This window comes from Mesorhizobium sp. M4B.F.Ca.ET.214.01.1.1 (assembly GCF_004791545.1).
GTDB lineage: Bacteria > Pseudomonadota > Alphaproteobacteria > Rhizobiales > Rhizobiaceae > Mesorhizobium > Mesorhizobium abyssinicae.
On record NZ_SRUX01000008.1, the window covers coordinates 228,573 to 249,580 of the forward strand.

Consider the following 21,008-nt stretch of genomic DNA (forward strand, 5'->3'; position numbering starts at 1 on the left):
TCAGCCTCCGAATGCCAGTTTGAGCAGGGCGAAGAGCGAGGCGACGCCGACCGCTACGGAAAAGAATGTGTTGAGCGCGATCAGCGCCAGCTTCATGCCTTCGCCATGCACGTAATCCTCGATGATCACCTGCATGCCGAGCCGCATGTGGTAGAGGCCGGAAATCAGCACCAGCGCCAGCACCAGCGCCACGAACGGATTGGCGAGCGCCGCCCGCACTTCCGTGTAGCCGTGGCCGTTGAGCGCGATCAGGAAGCCGACGAAGAACAGGATGAGCGGGATGTTGGCGATCGCCGTCAGCCGCTGGCGCCAGAAATGGCCGGTGCCCTCGCGGGCGGAGCCGAGGCCGCGCACCTTGGCCAGCGGCGTGCGCATGTCGGTGTTCTTGCCGCTCATGGTCAGGCTCCCCGCGCCATGTAGCCGGCGATCCAGATCAGCAGCGTGAGCAGGATCGAGCCGGCCAGAGTCGCCCAGGCGATCTTCGAGGCCGTGTGCTTCTCGAGCCCGGCGCCCGTGTCCCAGACCAGGTGCCTTATGCCGCCCAGCATGTGGTGCATCAGCGCCCAGGTGTAGCCGAACAGCACCAGCCGCCCCAGCCACGAGCCGAAGGCCCAATTGACCCAATCGAAGGTGGCCTCGGAGCTCGCCGCCGCCATCAGCCAGAACGCCACCAGCAGCGTGCCGAAATAGAGCGCGCCGCCGGTGATGCGATGGATGATCGACATCGTCATGGTGATCGGCGGCCGATACACGGTGAGGTGCGGCGAAAGCGGCCGTTCACGTCTGGCAAATTCGCGGGTGGCTGGTGATTTGCTCATGGCTCCCCCAGTTCGGCGTCTCCTGGAGCCCCAGCGGAAAGGCGGCATTGCCGCCTTCGGTTGCGACTTCGGACAGCCGGTTTCTAATGCTCTTTTTGCACCGCGTCAAAGCCGGAAAATCGTTTTGGAAACGTCATTTAGTCTGACAAAAAGGCCGGCTTTTGCTTCAATCGATTAGGGCGCGGCCGAAAGCCGGCGCAATGTTTCGCTGCAGTGCGGTATGCCGATGAAGATTGCTACCTTCTGCAGGTGAGCGGCGTCGATCCTTTCTTCATCAGCAGGGCCTCGCGTCCGTCGATCACAACCGCGTCATGCGTCGCCGCCGCCTGGTAGCGGCTGCTCTGGTTGGCGGGCGATGCCGCAAACTCCTCGGTCCAGCCATCCGGCCCCGCGACACGCAGCGACGTGCCGAGATTTTGGATCGAGATCACGGAGCCATTGCATCTGTAGGTGGCCATGCCGATAGCCGATCGCGGCGCAGTCAGGTCGGTGGTGATCTTGGCTGCGGATGCCGGAGCAGGTGCTGGAGGCGCCGCGGGTGCGGTGGACTGCAGGACCGGAGCAGGAGAGACCGCAGCCGATGCCGCCTTGGGCGCGCCGTCCTGCGGCACACAGGCTGCGGCCGCAGCGAGCAACGGAGCAAGGAGCAATCCCCGAACCAAGCGGCGTGACGCCATGTGCTGCCCCTCCTGTGCGCGGCACGCTAGCCACGATGTCGTTCCTGATCAAGCTCACCCGGCTCAAGCGGCTGGTCGAGATGGCGCGATGGTGCGGGCAAGCATGGCCGAAAGATGGCCACCCCGTCTGCCGAAATTAACCATGTTTGTTAAAGTCCGGCTGAGAAAACGTCCCGGCTCTTAACAAAGGTTAAGAAAAGGTTAATTTCCGATTCGAACAGGCTCCAGACCGAAACGGTCGAAGCAAACGGAGGGTGCCATGCGTTCGAATTCGAGCAGACTGCGCCTTGCGGCGCTTGCGCTGGCGGCACTCGCCGTCGGCTTCACGGCGCCGGCCGAGGCCGGGCTGCGCCACCACGACCGCGTCTATGCCGATTCCTTCGGCAATCTCGTCATCGACAGCGCCGCCGGCTACAAGCGCATCATCGTCGGCGAAGGCAGGCACGCCAAGGAACTCTCGAACTTTACCAGTGCCGGCGAGCCCGACGTGGTCTACGAGAATGAATCCGACGAGACCGTTGGCCGCGGCTGCTACCAGCCGCCGGTCTTCATCAAGGGCCGCTCCTATATGTACGGCCTGTCCGACGGCGAGATGCCGAACCTCAGCCCCTGCCGTTGAAGACGGGGGACGCCTGCCGTCCGGCCGGCCCGGCCGAGACGCGCACGCAATCGCGGCCGCCGCCCTTGGCCTGATAGAGCGCCTCGTCGGCGCGCCGCAACAGATCGGAAAAACCCTCACCCGCGCCAAGCTCGGCGACGCCGAAGCTGGCGCTGCAGCGATGCTCGGCCGGCAGGCTGTCGATCGGCAGGGCGCCGAAAGCGCTGCGCGCGCCTTCGGCGAACAGCCGCGCGGCCGCGAGATTGGTGCCCGGCAGGATGATCGCAAACTCCTCGCCGCCGATGCGCCCGGCGACGTGATGGTCGGCCGCCGCCTCGCGCAGGAAGCCGGCGAAGGTCTCGATCACCCGGTCGCCGCAGGCGTGGCCGAAATTGTCGTTGATGCCCTTGAAATGGTCGAGGTCGGCGATCACGAGCGCCACCGGAACGCCACGGCGCGCGGCATCCCTCAGGGTGATTTCGGCATGACGTTCGAAGCCGCCGCGGTTGAGCAGCCTGGACAGCGCGTCGGTTTCCGATTTCGACGTCGCCTCGGCCAGCACATCGCGCACCAGTATGGCCAGCGCAAGCAGCGCCAGCGCCAGGCCGAAAACGGTGCCGAGCGATTGCGACACCAGCGCGTAGCTCGTCTGCACATAGGATTGCGGGTCGGCGCCGCGGCCGCCCAGCGCATGCGCGATGAAGGGCTTGGAGGCGAACTGCAGCGCGCTGGCCGTCAGCACCGCCATCAGTATGGTGTCGAGCCGCTCGCGCCTTTGCCTGGACGACCAGACGATGCCGAGCGCGGTGAACTGCATGACGGCGTAGGGAAGCTGATAGGCCATCATCGCCGTCAGCGACTGGCGCGGCAATTCCTGCACCAGATAGACGGCGACGGAGGCGATGGCCAGGAAGAACAGCATCGGCCACCAGGGCGGCGCCACGCCGTATTTATGCGCAAGTCCGCCATTGAAGACGATGGTGGCGCCGAGGAAGACGGCAAAGGCCGCGACCACCGGGAGCCGGGCATTGTCGAAGGCGGGAATGACGAATTCGAGCGCGAAATAGGCCATGCCCAGCACATAGCCGAGGGCCAGCCAGCGCGCCGACACCCGGCTTTTGTCGTAGATGGCGATCGTCATGAACGCCGCCGCCAGCAGTCCGGCGACGAACAGGTTGATCACGAGGATGACGTCCGCGCTGCCCATGGTCCAAAAACCCCCGCCGACAGCAAAGCATCGACGGGCGAAAAAGACGTTAACGTCGGGTCATGATCGGGCTGCTTGGCCTCACCCGACGCTGGCGGGCTCCGGCACGAAGACCGTTTCGGGGCGCTCATAGGACAGGCGCACGCTGTCGCGGCCGTTCTTCTTGGCCTTGTAGAGCGCGTCGTCGGCGCGGCGCATCAGCGGCGCCAGGCCTTCGTCGCCGGTGCGGGCGGCGACGCCGAAGCTCGCCGTCACCCTGACGCCTCGCGGCAGGCTGGCGACGCCGCCGGACGAATAGAGCGAGCGGATCGCCTCGGCGAACAGGCGGGCCGAGGCCAGGTCGCACAGCGGCAGGAGCACGGCGAACTCCTCGCCGCCGATGCGGCCGGCAGCGCCGCGCGTGCCGGTGGCGAAGCTCAGCTTGGCGGCGAAGTCGGCGATCACCCTGTCGCCGACCGCGTGCCCGTGCTGGTCGTTGAGCGCCTTGAAGTGGTCGAGGTCGGCAAGCACCATGGCGACGGGGAATTTCGCCTTGGCGCACTGGTCGAGCAGCAGCGCCGCCCGCTCCTCGAAGCCGCGGCGGTTGAGCAGGCCGGACAGCGGATCGGTATGGGTCTCGGCCTTCAGCGCCTTCAAGACGTCGAGCGCGGCCGCCGAGAACAGGGAAAGCGCGATCAGCAGCGACAGCAGCGCATGCGAGAGCAGCGCCGTCGTCCAGTAGGACGAGCCGTAGAATCCGTCATAGCTCGGGAACGGCCCGTGCGCGATGACGACGATCAGGGTTCGGACGACGAAGTTCAACCCCGAAAGCAGCGACAGCACGAACAGGATCTTCTCGGTCGGGCCGTTGCCGCGCACCGTGCGCAGTTCCGCGGCGACCAGCAGGCTGAGGGCGCCGAAACCGAAATTCATCGACAGGATGCGCCAGGTGAGATCCGGCTGCACGAACATGAACCATGAAAAGGCGGCGAGCCCGCCGCCGGTGGTGAGCGCGATGCCGACATAGGGGACGCGCCGCCCGTAGCGCGCAACGATCGCGCTGGAGAGGCAACAGCCGGCCGCCGTGAAGCATATGTTGGAGACAAGCTTGGTCAGCACCATCCCGACAGGAAGGGTGAAATACTGGAACAGGAAGCCGGGGGCCGAGAGGCAGTAGCTCGTGGCCAGCACCGCCAGGTAGGGGCGATGGCGCTGATGGAACCACAGGACGAGGAACGCGGCGCCAAGCGCCAGCGCGATCGTCGGGTTGAGCAGCGCTATGAGCAGACCCGTGTCCAAACGACTGTGATTTCCCCGCTTACGTGAGGGAAGATGCTAAAGCGCAAGCCCAAACAAGCGGTTAAGCGAAGGCCGCTTTGCCGAAGAAACCGGAGGCGCGGCAAAGAAAAACCCCAAGCCACCTGGATGGTTCGGGGTTTTGACCTCGTCCGTATGCGAATGCCGCGGCTGCTATTTCCAGTCGCGGATGTCGACGAAATGGCCGGCGATCGCGGCCGCCGCGGCCATGGCCGGCGACACCAGATGGGTGCGGCCCTTGAAGCCTTGCCGGCCCTCGAAATTGCGGTTCGAGGTCGAGGCGCAGCGCTCATGCGGCTTCAGCCGGTCGTCGTTCATGGCGAGACACATCGAACAGCCCGGCTCGCGCCAGTCGAAGCCGGCGGCGAGGAAGATCTTGTCCAGCCCTTCGGCCTCCGCCTGTTCCTTGACCAGGCCGGAGCCCGGCACGATCATGGCGTTGACGCGCGGATTGACCTTTCTGCCCTCGACCACCTTGGCGGCGGCGCGCAGATCCTCGATGCGGCCATTGGTGCAGGAACCGATGAAGACGCGATCGAGTTCGATGTCGGTGATCTTTGTGCCGGGGGTCAGCCCCATATAGTCGAGCGCGCGCAGCTTCGACGAGCGCTTGTTCTCGTCGGTGATCTCTTCCGGATTGGGCACGAAGCCCTGCACCGAGACGACATCCTCGGGCGAGGAGCCCCAGGAGACGATCGGCGGCAGCTTCTGCGCGTCGAGCACGACCACCTTGTCAAAATGCGCGCCTTCATCCGAATGCAGCGTCTTCCAATAGGCAAGTGCGGCATCCCAGGCCGCGCCCTTGGGCGCGCGCGGCTTGTCCTTGACATAGGCGAAAGTCGTCTCGTCCGGCGCGATCAGGCCGGCGCGCGCGCCGCCCTCGATCGACATGTTGCAGATCGTCATGCGGCCTTCCATCGACAGCGCGCGGATCGCCTCGCCGGCATATTCGATGACGTAGCCGGTGCCGCCGGCGGTGCCGATCTCGCCGATGATGGCGAGGATGATGTCCTTGGCGGTGACGCCTTCCGGCAGCGTGCCGTCGACGCGCACCAGCATGTTCTTGGCCTTGCGCTGGATCAGCGTCTGCGTCGCCAGCACATGCTCGACTTCCGACGTGCCGATGCCGTGCGCCAGCGCGCCGAAGGCGCCGTGCGTGGAAGTGTGGCTGTCGCCGCAGACGATGGTCATGCCGGGCAGGGTGAAACCCTGCTCCGGGCCGATGATGTGGACGATGCCCTGGCGGATGTCGTTCTCGGAATAGTACTCGATGCCGAAGTCCTTGGCGTTCCTGGCCAGCGCCTCGACCTGGATGCGGCTTTCCTCGTTCTTGATGCCGAACTTGCGCTCGGGCGAGGTCGGCACATTGTGGTCGACCACGGCCAGCGTCTTTTCCGGATGCCGGACTTTTCTGCCGCTCATGCGCAGGCCCTCGAAGGCCTGCGGGCTGGTCACCTCGTGAACGAGATGGCGGTCGATGTAGAGCAGGCAGGTGCCGTCGTCCTGGCGGTCGACCAGATGGTCGTCGAAGATCTTGTCGTAGAGGGTGCGCGGTGCGCTCATGTGCGTAAATCCGTCGATATGAAAAAGGGAAGAAGCCGGTGCCGGGCCATGCAAGCCCGGCAAGGGCGACGAGGCGAAGACGGCCTAGCTAAGTCGGCTGGTGAGCGCGCCGCAAACGCGCGCGGCAAATCGCGACGGCAGGCGCTTTCTGTCCTGCAGCACGAAACCCTTGTAGGCCGGATCGCCGAAAAGCTCTTCCATGGCGCTGCTCATATCAATGTTTGCCGATTTCGGCAATCGGCTGGCATTTGCGGCTTAGACACCGAACGTCAGCGCTGCCCCTCACCTGCCTGCCGGCACCCTCTCCCCGTATAGTGACGGGGAGAGGAACGCTCTCATCGGCGATTTCGCCAATTGCTAAGTTTGGACGAAGAGAGCCGGCGTTGCGGCCAGCCACTTCTCCCCGTCACTATACGGGGAGAAGTGCCCGGCAGGGCGATGAGGGGCGGCGCCGACATCGGTGATTGGCGCTCACACCACCTCAAACACAAACGTCTTCACCAGCGCCTCGGGATCGCCGATCGCATAGCAGCGGAACCAGGGACTTTGCTCTACCAGCCGCCATTTCTCCTCCCGCTCAAGGCTGTCGAAGACATCTTGAAATCCGCCGCTCTCGAACACCTGGTCTCGCACCGTGAAGATGGCGTGGCCGCCGCTCTTCGTGATGCGCACCAGCTCATGCAGGCCAGATGCCGGCGCATGGCCGATGGTGAACACGCCGGTCGAGAAGAAGGCGCGGAAATGGCCGTCCGGCCAAGGCAGCGGCCCGCCGAGCATCGCCTTCTTCAGCTCGCTGTAGGCGTTGCGGCTGCCGGCGATCTTCAGCATGTCGTCGGAGAGATCGAGCCCGGCAATGTCGGCATAGCCAAGCGCCTTCAGCGACGGGCCGGAGAGCCCGGTGCCGCAGCCGGCGTCGAGCAGCGGCCTGCGCCGACAGGCACATGGCGCGCCACCCAGGCGGTGATCAGGAACGGCAGCAGATAGCCGAGCGACGCGGTCTCGCTGTCATAGGTCGCGGCCCATTCGGCATAGGCCTTGGCGAGCGCCTCCGGCGTGTCGGCCGTATAGACGGAATCCAGCGCCGCATTGGCCTTGTCGAAATCCACCAAATTGTCCTCCTCCGCTGGCGCGCGGGACGGATCGTAGCGCGGTCTTTGTTGGACTTCTATTCCTGGTGCTGGCGGCGCAGCCGCTGCTCCAGCGCCCTGAGCGCCAGCGACAGGCCGACGGTGAGGATCAGGTAGATATAGGCGACGATCGAATAGGTCTCGAAGAAGCGGAACGAACCGGCGGCATAGACCTTGCCCATCTGGGTGATGTCAGCGACGCCGAGCACCGAGACCAGCGAGGAATCCTTGACCATGGCGACGAAGTCATTGCCGAGCGGCGGCAGGATGGTGCGGATCGCCTGCGGGAACACGATCAGCCGGAAGCGCTGCGCGCGCGTCAGTCCGAGCGCCTTGGCCGCCTCGATCTGGCCCTTCTCGACCGACTGGATGCCGGCGCGGAACACTTCCGAGATGAAGGCGGAATAGCCGATGGTCAGCGCCATGATGGCGCGCCACAAAAGCGAGACGTCGCGCACCAGCAGTTCGCCGAGATAGCCGGCGCTTTGCAGCGGCGCGGTCAGGGCGTTCCACGCAGCGACGACGGCCGGCGCGCCGGCGAACGCGATCCAGAACAAGAGCACCAGGATCGGCACTCCGCGGATGATCTCGACATAGAAGCGGGCGATCTGGCGAAGCACCCGCGAGCTCGACAGCCCCATCAGGGCGATGCCCAGCCCGATCGCCGAGGCCAGCGCGAAGGCGACCACGGTGACGAAGACGGTGATGCCGATGCCCTTGGCGACGGTGGCGAAGACCTGGGCGTAGAGGTCGCTCGACGCAATGAACAGCGCCGCCGCCAGCGCCAGCGCCAGGGCGGCGGCCAGCCACCAGGGGAATTCGGCTTTGGCGGAGGAGGTTGCGGGCGTTGCCATCAGGCGAGCCAAGCGGAGCCAGATCTACGGAGGCTGCGTTCCGGCACACCCCCCTCTGCCCTGCCGGGCATCTCCCCCGCAAGGGGGGAGATTAGCAGCTTCGGCCTCACTGCCCATCCTACAGCGTTGGAGATTAGCGAAAGCCGAGGCGACATCTGATCTCCCCCCTTGCGGGGGAGATGTCCGGCAGGACAGAGGGGGGTGGGAAGAAACGAGGCTTTCGCGGTCTTTCGTCCGCGGCCGTAGGACACCGCTGTCAACAAGAAGCCCTACTGCCCCATCTTGTAATCAAGGAACCACTTCTTGTTCAGCGCATCGAGCGTGCCGTCGGCCTTGAGCGAGGCGATCGCGGCGTTGACCGGCTTCACCAAGTCCGATCCCTTGGGGAAGATGAAGCCGAAATCCTCGGTGCCGAGCGGCCCGCCGATCAGCTTCAGCTTGCCTTCCGAAGCGTCGACATAGCCCTTGCCGGCGGTGCCGTCGGTCAGCACCACGTCGACGTCGCCCGACTTCAGCGCCTGCACCGTGGCGCCGAACGTCTCGAACAGCTTTATGCGCGGGTTCTGCTCGTTGCCGTCGAGCACGCTGTAGACGGCGGTGTAGAAGGGCGTGGTGCCGGCCTGCGCGCCGATCAGCCCGTCCTTGAAGGCGCCGAAGGTCTTGGCGTCGGTGAAGCGGCTTTCATCGCCGCGCACCAGCATGAACTGCTCCGAACGCATATAGGGGTCGGAGAAGTCGACCTTCTCCTTGCGGTCGTCCTTGATGGTGATGCCGGTCATGCCGATGTTGTACTGGTTGTCGGAAACCGCCTGAATCATCGCGTCCCAGGAGGTGTTCTGGTACTCGACCTTGAAGTTCAGCCGCTTGGCGATCTCGTCCATCGCGTCATATTCCCAGCCGATCTGCTTGCCGGTTTTGGAATCGATGAACTGCAGCGGCGGATAGGCGTTCTCCGTCACCACCACCACTTTCTTGCCGCCGAGGTCGGGCAGCGTCTCGGCCAACGCGGCGACAGGCGCGAGAAGGCAGGCCAGCACAGTCGCCAGCAGCAGTTTCGATTTTGTCATGACACGCTCCAGAACTTGAAACGCCCCGCGAAGGCGCGGGGCTTGCAGGAAAATCCGGCGCCGACTTTAGCTTTCCGCAAGCGCCTTGCAAGTCGATCCGCAACGCCACGTGGCGGAAGCTGATCCCATGCTCACGACGAAGCGGATTTGCAGCATCTTCGGCGGGTGCCTATTCCGTTGCCTCGCGCAAGCCGGCGACGAGACGGGTGAGCGTTCCATGCAGGGCCTTGAGCTCGGCGCGCTCCATCGGCATGGCGCAGTCGAGGCCCGCCTGCACACCCTTCACGCGGGCGCGCAGCGCCTGCCCCTTGGCCGTCGGCTCGACCAGCACCCTGCGCTCGTCGGCGCTGTCGCGCCTGCGCGTAACGAGACCACCCGCTTCCATCCGCTTGATCAACGGCGTCAGCGTCGCCGAATCCAGGCCCAGCGCTTCGCCAAGCGCGCCGACCGTGCTCGGCGCGCGCTCCCACAACACCAGCATGGCCAGATATTGCGGATAGGTGAGGCCCAGCGGATCGAGCAGCGGCCGGTAGAGCTTGGTCATCAGCCCGCTCGCCGAATAGAGCGCAAAGCAGAGCTGCTGGTCCAGCCGCGGAACGGCAATCGCCCCGGCGCTATCCGCCGGGACGTCGCTGACGGTCTCTGTGGTTCTTGTTGTCATGCTGCCTTTGCCGGAAGCGCCACGGTCGAAAGCGCAACATCTATGTTGCCCCTGATGGCGTTGGAATAGGGGCAAATCTGGTGCGCCGCCGATACAAGCGCTTCCGCCGCCGTGTGATCAAGGCCTTTCGTTTCCGCCGCCAGCGACACACCGAGCCGGAACCCGCCCTGGCCGTTGGGGTGGAGGCTGACGCTGGCGGTCACCGCGGCGTCTTCGAGCGGCAGCTTCTCCTTGCGCGCGACGAAGCGGATCGCGCTTTCGAAGCAGGCCGCGTAGCCGGCGGCGAAAAGCTGCTCGGGATTGGTGGCGCCGCCCTGCCCGCCCAGTTCCTTCGGCATTGCCAGATCGACCTTGAGCAGCCCGTCGCTGGTCTCGGCGTGGCCGGCGCGGCCGCCGCTGACGCGGGCCTGGGTGGTGTAGAGTGCTGACATAGGTGGTCTCCTGTTATCTTGTGCACGATTACCTAGTGTACAAGATATTTGAATGTCAACCCCGACGTCGTCATCCACGGGCGGAGCCTCGGCCAAATCCAAACGCTTTCGACACCACCAAACGAAAAAAGGCGGCCGAAGCCGCCTTTTCCATAAACGAATTGTCGAGAAGCTTATTCGGCGGCGGCTTCCGCGGCCTTGGCAGCCTCGGCGGCGGCCTTCTTCTCGGCGGCGTCCTGCGCGGCCTTCTCGACGGCCAGCGCCTCGGCGGCGGCGACCTTCTCGGCCTCGATGCGCGCCTTCTCGGCGTTCAGCGCATCACGCTCCTCGTCGTTGAGCTTGCGGGCGCGCACGCCGGTGTTCTCCGAGATGCGGGCCGACTTGCCGCGACGGTCGCGAAGGTAATAGAGCTTGGCGCGGCGCACCTTGCCGCGGCGCACGATCTCGACGCCCTCGACCATCGGCGAGTAGACCGGGAACACGCGCTCCACGCCTTCGCCGTAGGAAATCTTGCGGACGGTGAAATTCTCCTGGAAGCCCGAGCCGGAACGGGCAATGACGACGCCCTCATAGGCCTGGACGCGGGTGCGGCTGCCTTCGGTCACGCGGACCTGGACGCGCACGGTGTCGCCGGGCTGGAATTCGGGAAGCTTGCGCTTGGCTTCGATCTTGGCGGCCTGTTCGGCCTCGAGCTGGCGGATGAGATCCATCTCAAATATCCACTTCTTGTTCTTCCGACAGTCAGAGCGTCCTCGACTCGCCTTGCAGTTCCAATGACCGCTCGGCTATGCCCTTTGTCCAACATAGGACATCGGGCAGGGACGGCTACACCGTCATTGTTGACGGGTTCCGAAAGATTGTTCTTCCGGTTCGGGCGGGCACATACAGCTATTTTGACGCTTTGTCACGCCTTGGCCCTGTCTTTTTTGGCCGCATGCCATCACGCAATTGCCAGCCGCGGGGTTGCGCGCGCCCGTCAAGCTTCCTAATCCGGGCTGGACAACCTACTCCGACGACGTGCTGATGTCTCCATTCGACGCGATCCTGCTCTTTCTGGCGGGTTTTGTCTCCGGCGCCGCCAATGCGGTGGCCGGTGGCGGAACCTTCATCACCTTCGGCGCCATGACGCTGGTCGGCGTGCCGCCGATCGTCGCCAATGCCACCTCCTCGGTGACGCAGTTTCCGGGCTACATAACCTCGACGCTCGCCTACGCGTCCGACATCCGGCATTTCTGGCGCGAGGCATTGCTGCTCTGCTTGATCTCGGCCCTCGGCGCGCTGGCCGGCGCGCTTATCCTGCTGGCGCTCGACAATCCCTCTTTTCGCGCGCTGGTGCCCTGGCTGCTTCTGGCGGCGACCGCCCTTTTCGCCGCCGGCCCCTGGCTGAAGCCGGCGCCGAAGCCCGGACACCAGCCGGCCGTCGGCTCGTTCGCCGGTTCGCTCGTCCAGTTCCTGACCTCGATCTATGGCGGCTTCTTCGGCGCCGGCATGGGCGTCATGATGCTGGCCACGCTGGGCCTCACCCAGGCCGGCGACTACCACCGGCTGAACGCGATGAAGAACATGCTGGCGGTGGTCATCGCCGCCATCGCCATCCTGGTCTTCGTCTCCGGCGGCGTCGTCGCCTGGCCGCAGGCGATCGTCATGATCCCCGGCGGCGCCCTCGGTGGCTATGCCGGCGTCTGGATCGCCAAGCGCGTGCCGCAGAACGTCGTGCGCGGCTTCGTCGTCGCCGTCGGCCTGTTCCTGGCCTTCTACTATTTCGCCAAGGGCTGAGAACCATGATCCCGAACCGCAGGACCGCGTAAGCGAAAAGCGGGACCCGGTTTTCGGAAAAGATCATGGTCAGATAAAGAGAAGGACGATCCGCCCCGAGCTATCGGGGCGGATCGTCCGCCAGCAAATCCGGCCGCCGCTCCCTGGTGAGCTTCTCCGCCTCGGCCCGCCGCCATTCGGCGATCTTCCTGTGGTTGCCCGAGATCAGCACATCCGGGATCGGCCGGCCCTCGAACTCCTGCGGCCGCGTATAGTGCGGATGCTCGAGCAATCCGTTCTCGAAACTCTCCTCCTCGCCCGAGACGGCATTGCCCATGACGCCCGGCAACAGCCGCACCACCGCGTCGAGCAGGACCAGGGCCGCCGGCTCGCCGCCCGACAGGATGAAGTCGCCGACTGAGACCTCCTCTAATCCCCGCGCGTCGATCAGCCGCTGGTCGACGCCTTCGAAGCGGCCGCACAGGATGACCGCGCCCGGTCCGGCGGCAAGTTCGCGCACCCGGGCCTGCGTCAGCGGCTTGCCGCGCGGGCTCATCAGCAGCCTTGGCCGCGCATCGCCGGGAGGCGAAGCATGGTCGATGGCTTTTGCCAGCACGTCGGCGCGCATCACCATGCCGGCGCCGCCGCCGGCCGGCGTGTCGTCGACGTTGCGATGCCTGTCGGTGGCGAAATCGCGGATCTGGATCGCCTCAAGCGACCATGTGCCGGCTTCCAGCGCCCGGCCGGCCAGCGACAGGCCGAGCGGGCCGGGAAACATCTCTGGATAGAGCGTCAGCACCGAGGCGGCAAAACTCACCGGTTGCCCCCGGCATCCTTCGGCCCGCGCGGCCGGCCCTTCGGATCGAAGCCGTCGCGGCCGGGCGCGGCCTCGCCGTCCTCGTCCTCGACCAGGCCGGCGGCCAGCGGATCGACGCGGACGAACCCTTCGACGACCGAAACCTGCGGAACGGCGGCCTGCGTGAACGGAATCAGCACGCCCTTGCGGCCGGCAAACGTGATGTCGAGGATGTCGCCGCCGCCGAAATTATGCACGGCGACCACCTTGCCGATGGCAGCACCTGTCTCGTCCCGGACCTCCAGCCCGATCAGGTCGGCGTGGTAGAACTCGTCCTCCTCGCCGTCGTCGGGCAGCATCGAGCGGTCGACGAACAGCTCGGTGCCGGAAAGCGCCTCGGCGGCGTTGCGGTCGCTGACACCCTTGAAGCGCACCACCACGACGGTATTGGCGGGCCGGATGTCTATGATCTGGAAGGCGCGGCCATCCTTGGCGTAGAGCGGCCCGTAGTCGGCCAGCGCCAGCGGATCGCCGGTGAAGGTCTTCACCCGTAGCTCGCCTTTGATGCCATGCGCGGCGCCGATCACGGCCAACTGGACGGGGTTCTGGGGCTTGGTCATGGCGCGACATCCTTTGCCCTGCTCTAACCCTCCCCAGCCGTCATTTCAATGACGCGCTCTTCACCGCTTCCTAACCTGGCTGCCCGAAAATGCGGCGCATGCAGGAATTCCTCATCCCGGCAAAGCCCGACCTCCAGGCGGCGCGCGAGAACTGGCTGAAGATGCTGGCACGCGAGCGCCGGCTGTCGCCGGAGACGGTGGAAGCCTATGAGCGCGACACCCGCCAGTTCCTGCATTTCCTGACCGGCCATTGCGGCGGTCCGCCCGGCATCTCCGACATCGCCGACCTGCGCCCGGCCGATTTGCGCGGCTTCCTCGCCGCCCGCCGCAACGCCGGCGCCGGCGCCCGCACGCTCGGGCGCGGGCTGGCCGGCATCCGCTCACTGCTGCGCTTCCTCGAACGGCGCGGCCTCGCAAATGCCGCAGGTGCGGCGGCGTTGCGCGCGCCGCGCCAGCCGAAGTCGCTGCCCAAGCCGCTGACGGCGAGCGATGCAAAAGAGGTCGTTTCCGTCCAGGGCCAGCTGGCGGAAGAACCCTGGATCGCCGCCCGCAACGCCGCCGTGCTGACGCTGCTCTACGGCTCGGGCCTGCGCATTTCCGAGGCGCTTGGCCTCGCCGGCGCCGAGCTGTCGTCGGAAACGGACACCGTGCTGCGCGTCACCGGCAAGGGCGGCAAGACCAGGCTGGTGCCGGTGCTGCCGGTGGCCTTGCGCGCGGTCGCCGAATACCGCCGCCTCTGCCCCTTCCATATCGATCCGAAGGGCCTGCTGTTTCGCGGCGCGCGCGGCGGTCCGCTTAATCCGGCGATCGTCCAGCGCGACATGGCGAGGCTGCGCTCGGCGCTCAACCTGCCCGACACCGCGACTCCGCACGCCTTGCGCCACTCCTTCGCCACGCATCTGCTCGGCCGCGGCGGTGACCTGCGCACCATCCAGGAACTGCTCGGCCACGCCAGCCTGTCGACCACCCAGGTCTATACCGGCGTCGACACCGCAAGGCTGCTCGAGATTTACGAATCTGCTCACCCAAGGGCGTGAACCCTTCAAATTGGCTGCGCCGATTAACCGTTTTGCCGCTTTTTGATCGTAAGAAGCGACTTATGAAACGCGTCATAGCCATCGCTGACCGCGCGGCCCTCGTGTCGCTGAAGCTGCTTGTCGCGCTCAACGTCCTGTTTTTCCTGTCTTTCCTGATCGTCGCGCTGCTTGCCGGTCGGGCGCACGCCGAGACCCCGGCCTGCGGCGGCACCGACATGCTGAGCGCGCTGCGCAAGGACAATCCGACCGTCTACAGCAAGATCGAAGCCGAGGCGGCGGCCACGCCCAACGGCAAGGGCCTGCTGTGGAAACTGGAAAAGCCCGGCGAAAAGCCCTCCTTCCTGTTTGGCACCATGCACATGACCGATCCGCGCGTCACCACGCTGCCGCCGGCTGCGCAGAAGGCTTTCGACGCCGCCGATACGGTCGTCATCGAGACCACGGAAGTGCTCGACCAGCAGAAGATGATGGCCGCCCTGCTCAAGGAGCCGGACCTGATGATGTTCACCGACAGCACCACGCTGTCCTCGCTTTTGTCGCCCGACGACGCTGCCGCCATGAACAAGGCGCTCGACGCGCGCGGCATTCCGCCGGCCACCGTCGCCAAGATGAAGCCCTGGCTGCTGTCGGCCATGGTTGCGCTGCCGGCCTGCGAGCTGGCGCGCAAGGCCGGCGGCGCGCCGGTGCTTGACGTCAAGCTCGCCGAGGACGCCAAGGCTTCAGGCAAATCCGTCGAGGGGCTGGAGACTGTCGCCGATCAGCTTCATGCGATGGCCTCGCTTCCGCTGGCCTTCCACATGAAGGGTCTGGTCGACACGCTCAAGCTCGGCGACAAGGTGAACGACGTCAACGAAACCATGATCGTTCTCTACCAGAGCGGCGAGACCGGCATGTTCTGGCCGCTGTTTCGCGTCGTCCTGCCCGGCGACGAGGATGATCCGGCCGGCTATGCCGCGTTCGAGGAGACCATGATCACCAGCCGCAACAAGGTGATGGCCGATCATGCCGGACCGCTCCTGGCCCGAGGCAATGCCTTCATGGCGGTCGGCGCCATGCATCTTCCGGGCCCGCAGGGCCTGGTCGAGGATTTGCGCAAGGCCGGCTACACGGTGACCGCCGTCGACTGATCCGCACGGCCGGGTTGCGCCTCGATAGGGCGGGAGCGCCGGCGCCGGGCTGATTCGTGACTTGGCGGCGCAAACCTCCTCCGGTTTCGTGCCGAATGGTCTCGAAAGACCGGGTTCGGCTCGATCCCGACCCATTTTGTGGTGGAAATGCATGCCGGCAGGGGATTCCAGGTCAGAATTGCCCTGCTTTCAGCATTTTCCGGGCCTAGTATGAAACCCGTTCAACGGTCGCGCGTTGACGGGTGTTATTTGATACTTTTCATCCACGGAGGACACTTTTATGGCGAACCCTAACGACACTCCCAGATCGGGCGGCGGCGGCAGTGGCTGGCTGATTGCCCTGGTGGTCATTATCCTGGCCATTGTTGCCTACTATGTTTTCGGAAGAAGCGGCGAAGCTCCGGCGCCCGCCGAGCCGCCGGCCGCGAGCACACCGGCGCCCGCTCCGGAGCCGATGAAGCCTGCCGAACCTGCCCCGGCACCTGCGCCAGCGCCCGCTCCGGCACCAGAGCCGGCTCCCGCGCCAGCACCGGCCCCGGCGCCCGCTCCGGCACCTGCGCCGTCTCCGTAATCAGGCTTACCTGAACGACGAACGGCCCGCCGAAAGGCGGGCCGTTTTGTTTGGTGGCAGGCGCGAGAAAGGCCCTTAGAAACTCGCTCCGGTGAGTCAGCTGGAGTGGTTTTCGAGAACCGGAGCGGAGCGTACTAAAGTACGTGAGCACCGGAAGCGCAGAGAACCGCTCCAGATGGCCGCCGGAGTAGAGTTTATACGAGCCTTTCAGATGTGGATCGGCTTGAAGAAGGTGGCCAGCGCCGCTTCCTTCACCGCCTCCGACATGGTCGGGTGCGCGTGGCAGGTGCGGGCGAGGTCTTCCGACGAGCCGCCGAATTCCATCAACACCGCCGCCTCGTGGATCATCTCGCCGGCGCCGAAGCCGACGATATGGACGCCAAGCACGCGGTCGCTTTGCTTGTCGGCCAGGATCTTGACGAAGCCATCGGTGTGCAGCATGGCGCGCGCCCGGCCATTGGCCGTGAACGGGAATTTTCCGACCTTGTAGTCGACGCCGGCCTTCTTCAATTCTTCCTCGGTCTTGCCGACCGAGGCGATTTCCGGGCTGGTGTAGACGACGCTAGGGATCACGTCGTAGTTCACATGGCCGGCCTGGCCGGCAATGATCTCGGCCACCGCCACGCCTTCGTCTTCCGCCTTATGCGCCAGCATCGGGCCGGCGATGACGTCGCCGATGGCATAGATGCCGGGAAGGTTGGTCCTGAGATGCCCGTCGGTCTTGACGCGGCCGCGCTCGTCCATCTCGACGCCCGCATCCTTCAGCCCGAGGCTGTCGGCATAGGGGCGGCGCCCCGTCGCGACCAGCACCACGTCCGCATCGATCGTTTCGGCGGTGCCGCCCTTCACCGGCTCGAAGGTGACGCTGGCGCCCTTCTTGGCCTTGGCGACGCCGGTGACCTTGGCGCCGAGCTTGAACTCGAAGCCTTGCTTGGAGAGCAGGCGCTGGAACTGTTTCGAGACCTCGCCGTCCATGCCGCCGAGGATGGTGTCGAGGAATTCGACCACCGTCACCTTGGCGCCGAGCCTGGCCCACACCGAGCCGAGCTCCAGCCCGATGACGCCGCCGCCGACCACCACCAGATGGCCCGGCACCTTGTCCAGCGACAACGCGCCGGTCGAGGACACGATCACCTTCTCGTCGAAATCGACCTTGACGCCGGGAATGCCCGCGACATCCGAGCCGGTGGCAATCACGATGTTCCTGGTCTCGATCTCCTCGACCTTGCCGTCCTCGCCGGTGACCGACACCTTGCCGGCACCAACCACCTTGCCGGTGCCGCGGAAGCTGTCGATCTTGTTCTTCTTGAACAGGAAGGCGACGCCGTTGACGTTGGCCGAAACCGTCGCGTCCTTGTGCGCCAGCATCTTCTTCAGGTTGAGCTTCGGCGCGCCGATTTCGACGCCGAGCGTGTCGAAGGAATGGCCGGCCTCGGCGAACATCTCGGAGGCGTGGAGCAGCGCCTTCGACGGAATGCAGCCGATGTTGAGGCAGGTGCCGCCGAAGGTGGCGTTCTTCTCGACCACCGCCGTCTTCAGCCCGAGCTGCGCCGCCTTGATGGCGCAGACATAGCCGCCCGGTCCCGATCCGATGATTACGACGTCATAGGCCATGGTCTTGTCCTTTGCTCTGGCGCCTAGCGGCCGCCGCTCACATTCAGGATCGCGCCCGTTATATAGGAGGCCGCGTCCGACAGAAGATAGAGAACCGCGCTCGCGACTTCATCCGCGGTGCCCGGCCTTTTCATCGGCAGCATGTCCCGCATTCGCGCCACGCGGTCCGGCTGGCCGCCGGAGGCATGGATCTCGGTCTCGGTGATGCCGGGGCTGACCGCGTTGACGCGGATGCCTTCGAGCACCACCTCGCGTGCCAGGCCGATGGTCAGCGTGTCGATCGCGCCCTTGGAGGCGGCGTAGTCGACATATTCGCCGGGCGAACCCAGCCTCGCCGCGGCGGAAGAGATGTTGACGATGCCGCCGCCCTTGCCGCCATGCCGGGTCGACATGCGCTTGACCGCCTCGCGCGCGCAGAGGAAGGAGCCGACGACATTGACGCGCATCATGCGCTCTACCCGCGCGGCGCTCATCTCGTCGACGCGCGCCTTGGCGTCGACGATGCCGGCATTGTTGACGAAAGCATCGAGCCGGCCGAAACCCTTGTCCACCGCCTCGAACATTGCCAGCACATCGGCCTCGTTGCCGACATCGCCCTTGACGGCAATGGCCTCGCCGCCCGCGGCCTTGAGTTCGGCGACCAGCGCCTCGGCGACTGCCTGGTTGGAGACAAAATTGACAGCGACACGATAGCCGGCCTGGCTGGACTGCCGGCAGATGGCGGCGCCGATGCCGCGGCTGCCGCCGGTGACCAGCAGCGTCTTCTTGTCCGCGCTCATTCCTGGCAGCCTTTCAGCAGGAAGACATCCCACGGCACCTTGGAAAAGCCGTCCGGGCCATAAGCGGCCGACATCTGCAGCGAGGCACCTAGATCCGGAAAGATCAGGCTTTTCGGCGCCTCCGTGCCTTCGGCCGGCAGCAGCGCGATGTTGCCCTTGTCGTCGGCGCTGTAGACGACGCCTTCCCACACCGTGCAGGCGGCGAGCTCATCGCCGGTGACGTCGCCGGTCCGGCATTTGTACATCAGCGAGCCGTGAGGCCGCGCCACGCCGTCGGTCCACATGACGATGCCGTCCAGCACCACGCCCTTGTCGAGCACCATCTTGAAGCTGTTGGTGACGGTGGCCGAGTCCATGGTCGGCCTGAAATCGATGCCGGCCTCGCTTTCGGCATCGCCATAGACGGCGAGTTCCAGCGGGCAGGCGGCGTGGGCCCTCCCTGCGGCCACGGCCGCGCCGATCATTATCGATGCAGCCGATATACTTTTTGACAGGAAGGTACGGATCGCCACTTTTGTCTATCCGCCCTGAACGCTCTGATCGATGACCGAAGACAAGAAATAGTCTATCTCGAAGACAATGTTCTTATCGCCTTGGACCGGAATGGTTTTCACCTCATATTTGAGGGTCAATGTACGAGAGCTTTCCGTCAGTTCGAGATAGACGTCGCGCTCTTCACCGCCACCGATAGCCCAGGCAAATTCCTTTTTGTTCAGGAACCGCAACGCTTTAGGCAATGCGTGCATTGCCATCGGTTCGCTGCCTGCAAAAGTGACCGGATATCGCCCAAGATCAACCTGCAGATGACCGCGCCAAGTCGGCATCATTCCACCTGGCTGTAATATTCCAACGATCGGTTCGACGCTGATCGACCTCAAGCGAAAGTCGGGACTGAAAAAGAACTCGCAGTTCGAACCGCAAATGCACCAGGCGGACGTAGTGTCTCCGTGGCGATAATGGTTGTCCGCTCGCAAATCCTCAGGATCAATTATCCCCCGAATGGCTTCGCGGCCGCTCTCGCCCAACTCAATCGGTCCGGCCCGACCTGACTTCAGCAGATCGAATAGGTCGATGGTCTCGGCTGCTTCAGCCATCCCGGATCACTCAGAGATCGAGCACCAGCCGTTCCGGATCCTCCAGGCTTTCCTTGACGCGCACCAGGAAGGTCACCGCTTCCTTGCCGTCGACGATGCGGTGGTCGTAGCTGAGCGCCAGGTACATCATCGGCCTGATCACGATCTGGCCGCCGACCACGACCGGCCGGTCCTGGATCTTGTGCATGCCGAGGATGCCCGACTGCGGCGCATTCAGGATCGGCGTCGACATCAGCGAGCCGTAGACGCCGCCATTGGAGATGGTGAAGGTTCCGCCCTGCATGTCGGCGACGGAGAGCTTGCCGTCGCGCGCGGCGAGACCCAGCCGGCCGATCTCCTTCTCGATCTCGGCTATTCCCATCTGGTCGGCGTCGCGCACCACCGGCACCACCAGGCCCTTGTCGGTGCCGACTGCGACGCCGACATGGGCGAAGTTCTTGTAGATGATGTCGGTGCCGTCGATCTCGGCGTTGACCGCCGGGATCTCCTTCAGCGCATGCGTCACCGCCTTGGTGAAGAAGCCCATGAAGCCGAGCTTCACGCCGTGCTTCTTCTCGAATACGTCCTTGTACTTGGCCCGCAGCGCCATCACCGCGCTCATGTCGACCTCGTTGAAGGTGGTCAGCATGGCGGCGGTCGACTGCGCTTCCTTGAGCCGGCGCGCGATGGTCTGGCGCAGCTTGGTCATGCGCACGCGCTCCTCGCGCGGAGCGTCTTCGGCCGGCGACGGCGCGCGCACGGCGACCGGGGCCGATCTCGGCGTCTCGGCCGGCTGCGACGGCGCGCCCTTGGCGATGGCGTCAAGCACGTCGCCCTTCAGCACCTGGCCGCGCTTGCCGGTGCCGGTGATCTGGTCGACCGCGAGGTTGGCCTCGGCGATGAGCTTCGCAGCCGCCGGCGCCGGCGGCATGGTGCGCTGCTCGATCGCGCCGGCATCGCCGGCGATCTTGGCGGTCTCGGCCGCGGCCTGCTTGACGGTGGAGGCCGCGTCCGGGCTCGAGGCCTGCGAGACGGCTTGCGGCTTGGTCGCCGGAGCGGCCGCCTCGCCGCCGGCCGAGATCGACCCGAGAAGCGCGCCGACGCCGACCGTCTCGCCTTCCTTGGCGGCGATCTCGCCGAGCGTTCCGGCGCTCGGCGACGGCACTTCCACCGTCACCTTGTCGGTCTCGAGCTCCACCAGCGGCTCGTCGGCGGCGATCGCATCGCCGACCTTCTTGAACCATTTGCCGATGGTCGCTTCGGTGACGGATTCGCCGAGGGTGGGGACGCGGATTTCGGTAGCCATTGTGCCTGTCCGTTCTGTCTCTTCTTGAGTT

The 21,008-nt window shown here is 65.4% G+C and carries 22 protein-coding genes and 1 pseudogene; 4 read left to right on the plus strand and 19 right to left on the minus strand.

Annotated features, from left to right (window positions below):
* The 3 genes from sdhD to EN857_RS17890 all read right to left on the minus strand — a co-directional run bounded on the left by sdhD (position 1) and on the right by EN857_RS17890 (position 1,495).
* On the minus strand, positions 1–396 hold the full coding sequence (gene sdhD / locus EN857_RS17880) for a succinate dehydrogenase, hydrophobic membrane anchor protein (protein ID WP_127282070.1): 396 nt from the start codon (positions 394–396) through the stop codon (positions 1–3).
* A gap of 2 nt (positions 397–398) precedes the next feature.
* Complete coding sequence (gene sdhC / locus EN857_RS17885) at positions 399–818, minus strand: succinate dehydrogenase, cytochrome b556 subunit (RefSeq protein WP_127282071.1); 420 nt, start codon at positions 816–818, stop codon at positions 399–401.
* 236 nt (positions 819–1,054) lie between these two features.
* Positions 1,055–1,495, minus strand: coding sequence for a hypothetical protein (locus tag EN857_RS17890; protein WP_127392719.1), 441 nt, complete (start codon positions 1,493–1,495; stop codon positions 1,055–1,057).
* A 259-nt stretch (positions 1,496–1,754) separates the two neighbouring features.
* Here EN857_RS17890 and EN857_RS17895 point away from each other — a divergent pair, with 259 nt between their 5' ends.
* Positions 1,755–2,114 (plus strand): hypothetical protein, encoded by a 360-nt coding sequence (locus EN857_RS17895; RefSeq protein ID WP_127392718.1) that lies wholly within the window; start codon positions 1,755–1,757, stop codon positions 2,112–2,114.
* Here the strand turns inward: EN857_RS17895 and EN857_RS17900 are convergent.
* The 9 genes and pseudogenes from EN857_RS17900 to rplS form a co-directional block, all read right to left on the minus strand.
* Positions 2,098–3,300: a GGDEF domain-containing protein gene (locus tag EN857_RS17900; RefSeq protein ID WP_127392717.1), complete on the minus strand. Its 1,203-nt coding sequence runs from the start codon at positions 3,298–3,300 to the stop codon at positions 2,098–2,100. The genes EN857_RS17895 and EN857_RS17900 overlap by 17 nt on opposite strands.
* 81 nt (positions 3,301–3,381) lie before the next feature.
* Positions 3,382–4,578 (minus strand): GGDEF domain-containing protein, encoded by a 1,197-nt coding sequence (locus EN857_RS17905; protein ID WP_127392716.1) that lies wholly within the window; start codon positions 4,576–4,578, stop codon positions 3,382–3,384.
* A gap of 171 nt (positions 4,579–4,749) precedes the next feature.
* Positions 4,750–6,159 carry a 3-isopropylmalate dehydratase large subunit gene (gene leuC, locus EN857_RS17910; RefSeq protein WP_127392715.1) on the minus strand — a complete coding sequence of 470 codons (1,410 nt, stop codon included), beginning with the start codon at positions 6,157–6,159 and terminating at the stop codon, positions 4,750–4,752.
* A 471-nt stretch (positions 6,160–6,630) separates the two neighbouring features.
* Positions 6,631–7,265 (minus strand): annotated as a pseudogene (locus tag EN857_RS17920) (class I SAM-dependent methyltransferase).
* 59 nt (positions 7,266–7,324) lie between these two features.
* Positions 7,325–8,140: an amino acid ABC transporter permease gene (locus EN857_RS17925; protein ID WP_128345961.1), complete on the minus strand. Its 816-nt coding sequence runs from the start codon at positions 8,138–8,140 to the stop codon at positions 7,325–7,327.
* Positions 8,141–8,409: 269 nt separating this feature from the next.
* A complete protein-coding gene (locus tag EN857_RS17935) occupies positions 8,410–9,207 on the minus strand; it encodes a transporter substrate-binding domain-containing protein (protein ID WP_127394182.1) in 798 nt (265 codons plus the stop codon).
* A gap of 169 nt (positions 9,208–9,376) precedes the next feature.
* Positions 9,377–9,868, minus strand: a complete 492-nt coding sequence (locus EN857_RS17940) for a MarR family transcriptional regulator (protein ID WP_127394183.1) — start codon at positions 9,866–9,868, stop codon at positions 9,377–9,379.
* On the minus strand, positions 9,865–10,299 hold the full coding sequence (locus tag EN857_RS17945; RefSeq protein ID WP_127309322.1) for an organic hydroperoxide resistance protein: 435 nt from the start codon (positions 10,297–10,299) through the stop codon (positions 9,865–9,867). The genes EN857_RS17940 and EN857_RS17945 overlap by 4 nt, the downstream gene beginning before the upstream one ends.
* Positions 10,300–10,472: 173 nt before the next feature.
* Positions 10,473–11,009 (minus strand): 50S ribosomal protein L19, encoded by a 537-nt coding sequence (gene rplS, locus EN857_RS17950; protein ID WP_127282082.1) that lies wholly within the window; start codon positions 11,007–11,009, stop codon positions 10,473–10,475.
* Between the two features lie 313 nt (positions 11,010–11,322).
* Between rplS and EN857_RS17955 the strand changes: the two genes are divergently transcribed.
* Positions 11,323–12,075: a sulfite exporter TauE/SafE family protein gene (locus tag EN857_RS17955; RefSeq protein ID WP_127309321.1), complete on the plus strand. Its 753-nt coding sequence runs from the start codon at positions 11,323–11,325 to the stop codon at positions 12,073–12,075.
* Between the two features lie 100 nt (positions 12,076–12,175).
* Here the strand turns inward: EN857_RS17955 and trmD are convergent, their stop codons facing one another.
* Entirely contained in the window at positions 12,176–12,871 is a 696-nt protein-coding gene (gene trmD, locus EN857_RS17960) for a tRNA (guanosine(37)-N1)-methyltransferase TrmD (protein WP_127394038.1), read from the minus strand.
* Positions 12,868–13,470: a ribosome maturation factor RimM gene (gene rimM / locus EN857_RS17965; RefSeq protein ID WP_127394037.1), complete on the minus strand. Its 603-nt coding sequence runs from the start codon at positions 13,468–13,470 to the stop codon at positions 12,868–12,870. The genes trmD and rimM overlap by 4 nt, the downstream gene beginning before the upstream one ends.
* Before the next feature lie 98 nt (positions 13,471–13,568).
* On the opposite strand from rimM, the gene EN857_RS17970 reads away from it, so the two are divergent.
* Together EN857_RS17970 and EN857_RS17975 are read left to right on the plus strand one after the other, a co-directional pair.
* Positions 13,569–14,507, plus strand: a complete 939-nt coding sequence (locus EN857_RS17970) for a tyrosine recombinase XerC (RefSeq protein WP_128345960.1) — start codon at positions 13,569–13,571, stop codon at positions 14,505–14,507.
* A 62-nt stretch (positions 14,508–14,569) separates the two neighbouring features.
* Entirely contained in the window at positions 14,570–15,634 is a 1,065-nt protein-coding gene (locus EN857_RS17975; protein ID WP_127392496.1) for a TraB/GumN family protein, read from the plus strand.
* Between the two features lie 778 nt (positions 15,635–16,412).
* Here the strand turns inward: EN857_RS17975 and lpdA are convergent.
* The 5 genes from lpdA to odhB are packed head-to-tail and all read right to left on the minus strand — an operon-like array spanning position 16,413 to position 20,977.
* Positions 16,413–17,819, minus strand: a complete 1,407-nt coding sequence (gene lpdA, locus EN857_RS17980; RefSeq protein ID WP_127392495.1) for a dihydrolipoyl dehydrogenase — start codon at positions 17,817–17,819, stop codon at positions 16,413–16,415.
* Between the two features lie 23 nt (positions 17,820–17,842).
* Positions 17,843–18,598: an SDR family oxidoreductase gene (locus EN857_RS17985; RefSeq protein ID WP_127392494.1), complete on the minus strand. Its 756-nt coding sequence runs from the start codon at positions 18,596–18,598 to the stop codon at positions 17,843–17,845.
* The gene (locus tag EN857_RS17990) at positions 18,595–19,062 is read right to left on the minus strand and encodes a hypothetical protein (RefSeq protein WP_187331384.1); all 468 of its coding nucleotides are present in this window, start codon (positions 19,060–19,062) and stop codon (positions 18,595–18,597) included. Before EN857_RS17990 ends, EN857_RS17985 begins: the two co-directional genes overlap by 4 nt.
* A gap of 54 nt (positions 19,063–19,116) precedes the next feature.
* Positions 19,117–19,692: a hypothetical protein gene (locus EN857_RS17995; RefSeq protein ID WP_127392493.1), complete on the minus strand. Its 576-nt coding sequence runs from the start codon at positions 19,690–19,692 to the stop codon at positions 19,117–19,119.
* Between the two features lie 10 nt (positions 19,693–19,702).
* Positions 19,703–20,977 (minus strand): 2-oxoglutarate dehydrogenase complex dihydrolipoyllysine-residue succinyltransferase, encoded by a 1,275-nt coding sequence (gene odhB, locus EN857_RS18000; protein ID WP_127392492.1) that lies wholly within the window; start codon positions 20,975–20,977, stop codon positions 19,703–19,705.
* Between the last annotated feature and the right edge of the window lie 31 nt (positions 20,978–21,008).

Excerpts from the sequence above, each read along its gene's own strand:
- sdhD (WP_127282070.1), bottom strand. The coding sequence starts at position 396 with ATGAGCGGCAAGAACACCGACATGCGCACGCCGCTGGCCAAGGTGCGC.
- sdhC (WP_127282071.1), bottom strand. The coding sequence starts at position 818 with ATGAGCAAATCACCAGCCACCCGCGAATTTGCCAGACGTGAACGGCCG.
- EN857_RS17890 (WP_127392719.1), bottom strand. The coding sequence starts at position 1,495 with ATGGCGTCACGCCGCTTGGTTCGGGGATTGCTCCTTGCTCCGTTGCTC.
- EN857_RS17895 (WP_127392718.1), top strand. The coding sequence starts at position 1,755 with ATGCGTTCGAATTCGAGCAGACTGCGCCTTGCGGCGCTTGCGCTGGCG.
- EN857_RS17900 (WP_127392717.1), bottom strand. The coding sequence starts at position 3,300 with ATGGGCAGCGCGGACGTCATCCTCGTGATCAACCTGTTCGTCGCCGGA.
- leuC (WP_127392715.1), bottom strand. The coding sequence starts at position 6,159 with ATGAGCGCACCGCGCACCCTCTACGACAAGATCTTCGACGACCATCTG.
- EN857_RS17925 (WP_128345961.1), bottom strand. The coding sequence starts at position 8,140 with ATGGCAACGCCCGCAACCTCCTCCGCCAAAGCCGAATTCCCCTGGTGG.
- EN857_RS17935 (WP_127394182.1), bottom strand. The coding sequence starts at position 9,207 with ATGACAAAATCGAAACTGCTGCTGGCGACTGTGCTGGCCTGCCTTCTC.
- EN857_RS17940 (WP_127394183.1), bottom strand. The coding sequence starts at position 9,868 with ATGACAACAAGAACCACAGAGACCGTCAGCGACGTCCCGGCGGATAGC.
- EN857_RS17945 (WP_127309322.1), bottom strand. The coding sequence starts at position 10,299 with ATGTCAGCACTCTACACCACCCAGGCCCGCGTCAGCGGCGGCCGCGCC.
- rplS (WP_127282082.1), bottom strand. The coding sequence starts at position 11,009 with ATGGATCTCATCCGCCAGCTCGAGGCCGAACAGGCCGCCAAGATCGAA.
- EN857_RS17955 (WP_127309321.1), top strand. The coding sequence starts at position 11,323 with ATGTCTCCATTCGACGCGATCCTGCTCTTTCTGGCGGGTTTTGTCTCC.
- rimM (WP_127394037.1), bottom strand. The coding sequence starts at position 13,470 with ATGACCAAGCCCCAGAACCCCGTCCAGTTGGCCGTGATCGGCGCCGCG.
- EN857_RS17970 (WP_128345960.1), top strand. The coding sequence starts at position 13,569 with ATGCAGGAATTCCTCATCCCGGCAAAGCCCGACCTCCAGGCGGCGCGC.
- EN857_RS17975 (WP_127392496.1), top strand. The coding sequence starts at position 14,570 with ATGAAACGCGTCATAGCCATCGCTGACCGCGCGGCCCTCGTGTCGCTG.
- lpdA (WP_127392495.1), bottom strand. The coding sequence starts at position 17,819 with ATGGCCTATGACGTCGTAATCATCGGATCGGGACCGGGCGGCTATGTC.
- EN857_RS17985 (WP_127392494.1), bottom strand. The coding sequence starts at position 18,598 with ATGAGCGCGGACAAGAAGACGCTGCTGGTCACCGGCGGCAGCCGCGGC.
- EN857_RS17990 (WP_187331384.1), bottom strand. The coding sequence starts at position 19,062 with ATGATCGGCGCGGCCGTGGCCGCAGGGAGGGCCCACGCCGCCTGCCCG.
- EN857_RS17995 (WP_127392493.1), bottom strand. The coding sequence starts at position 19,692 with ATGGCTGAAGCAGCCGAGACCATCGACCTATTCGATCTGCTGAAGTCA.
- odhB (WP_127392492.1), bottom strand. The coding sequence starts at position 20,977 with ATGGCTACCGAAATCCGCGTCCCCACCCTCGGCGAATCCGTCACCGAA.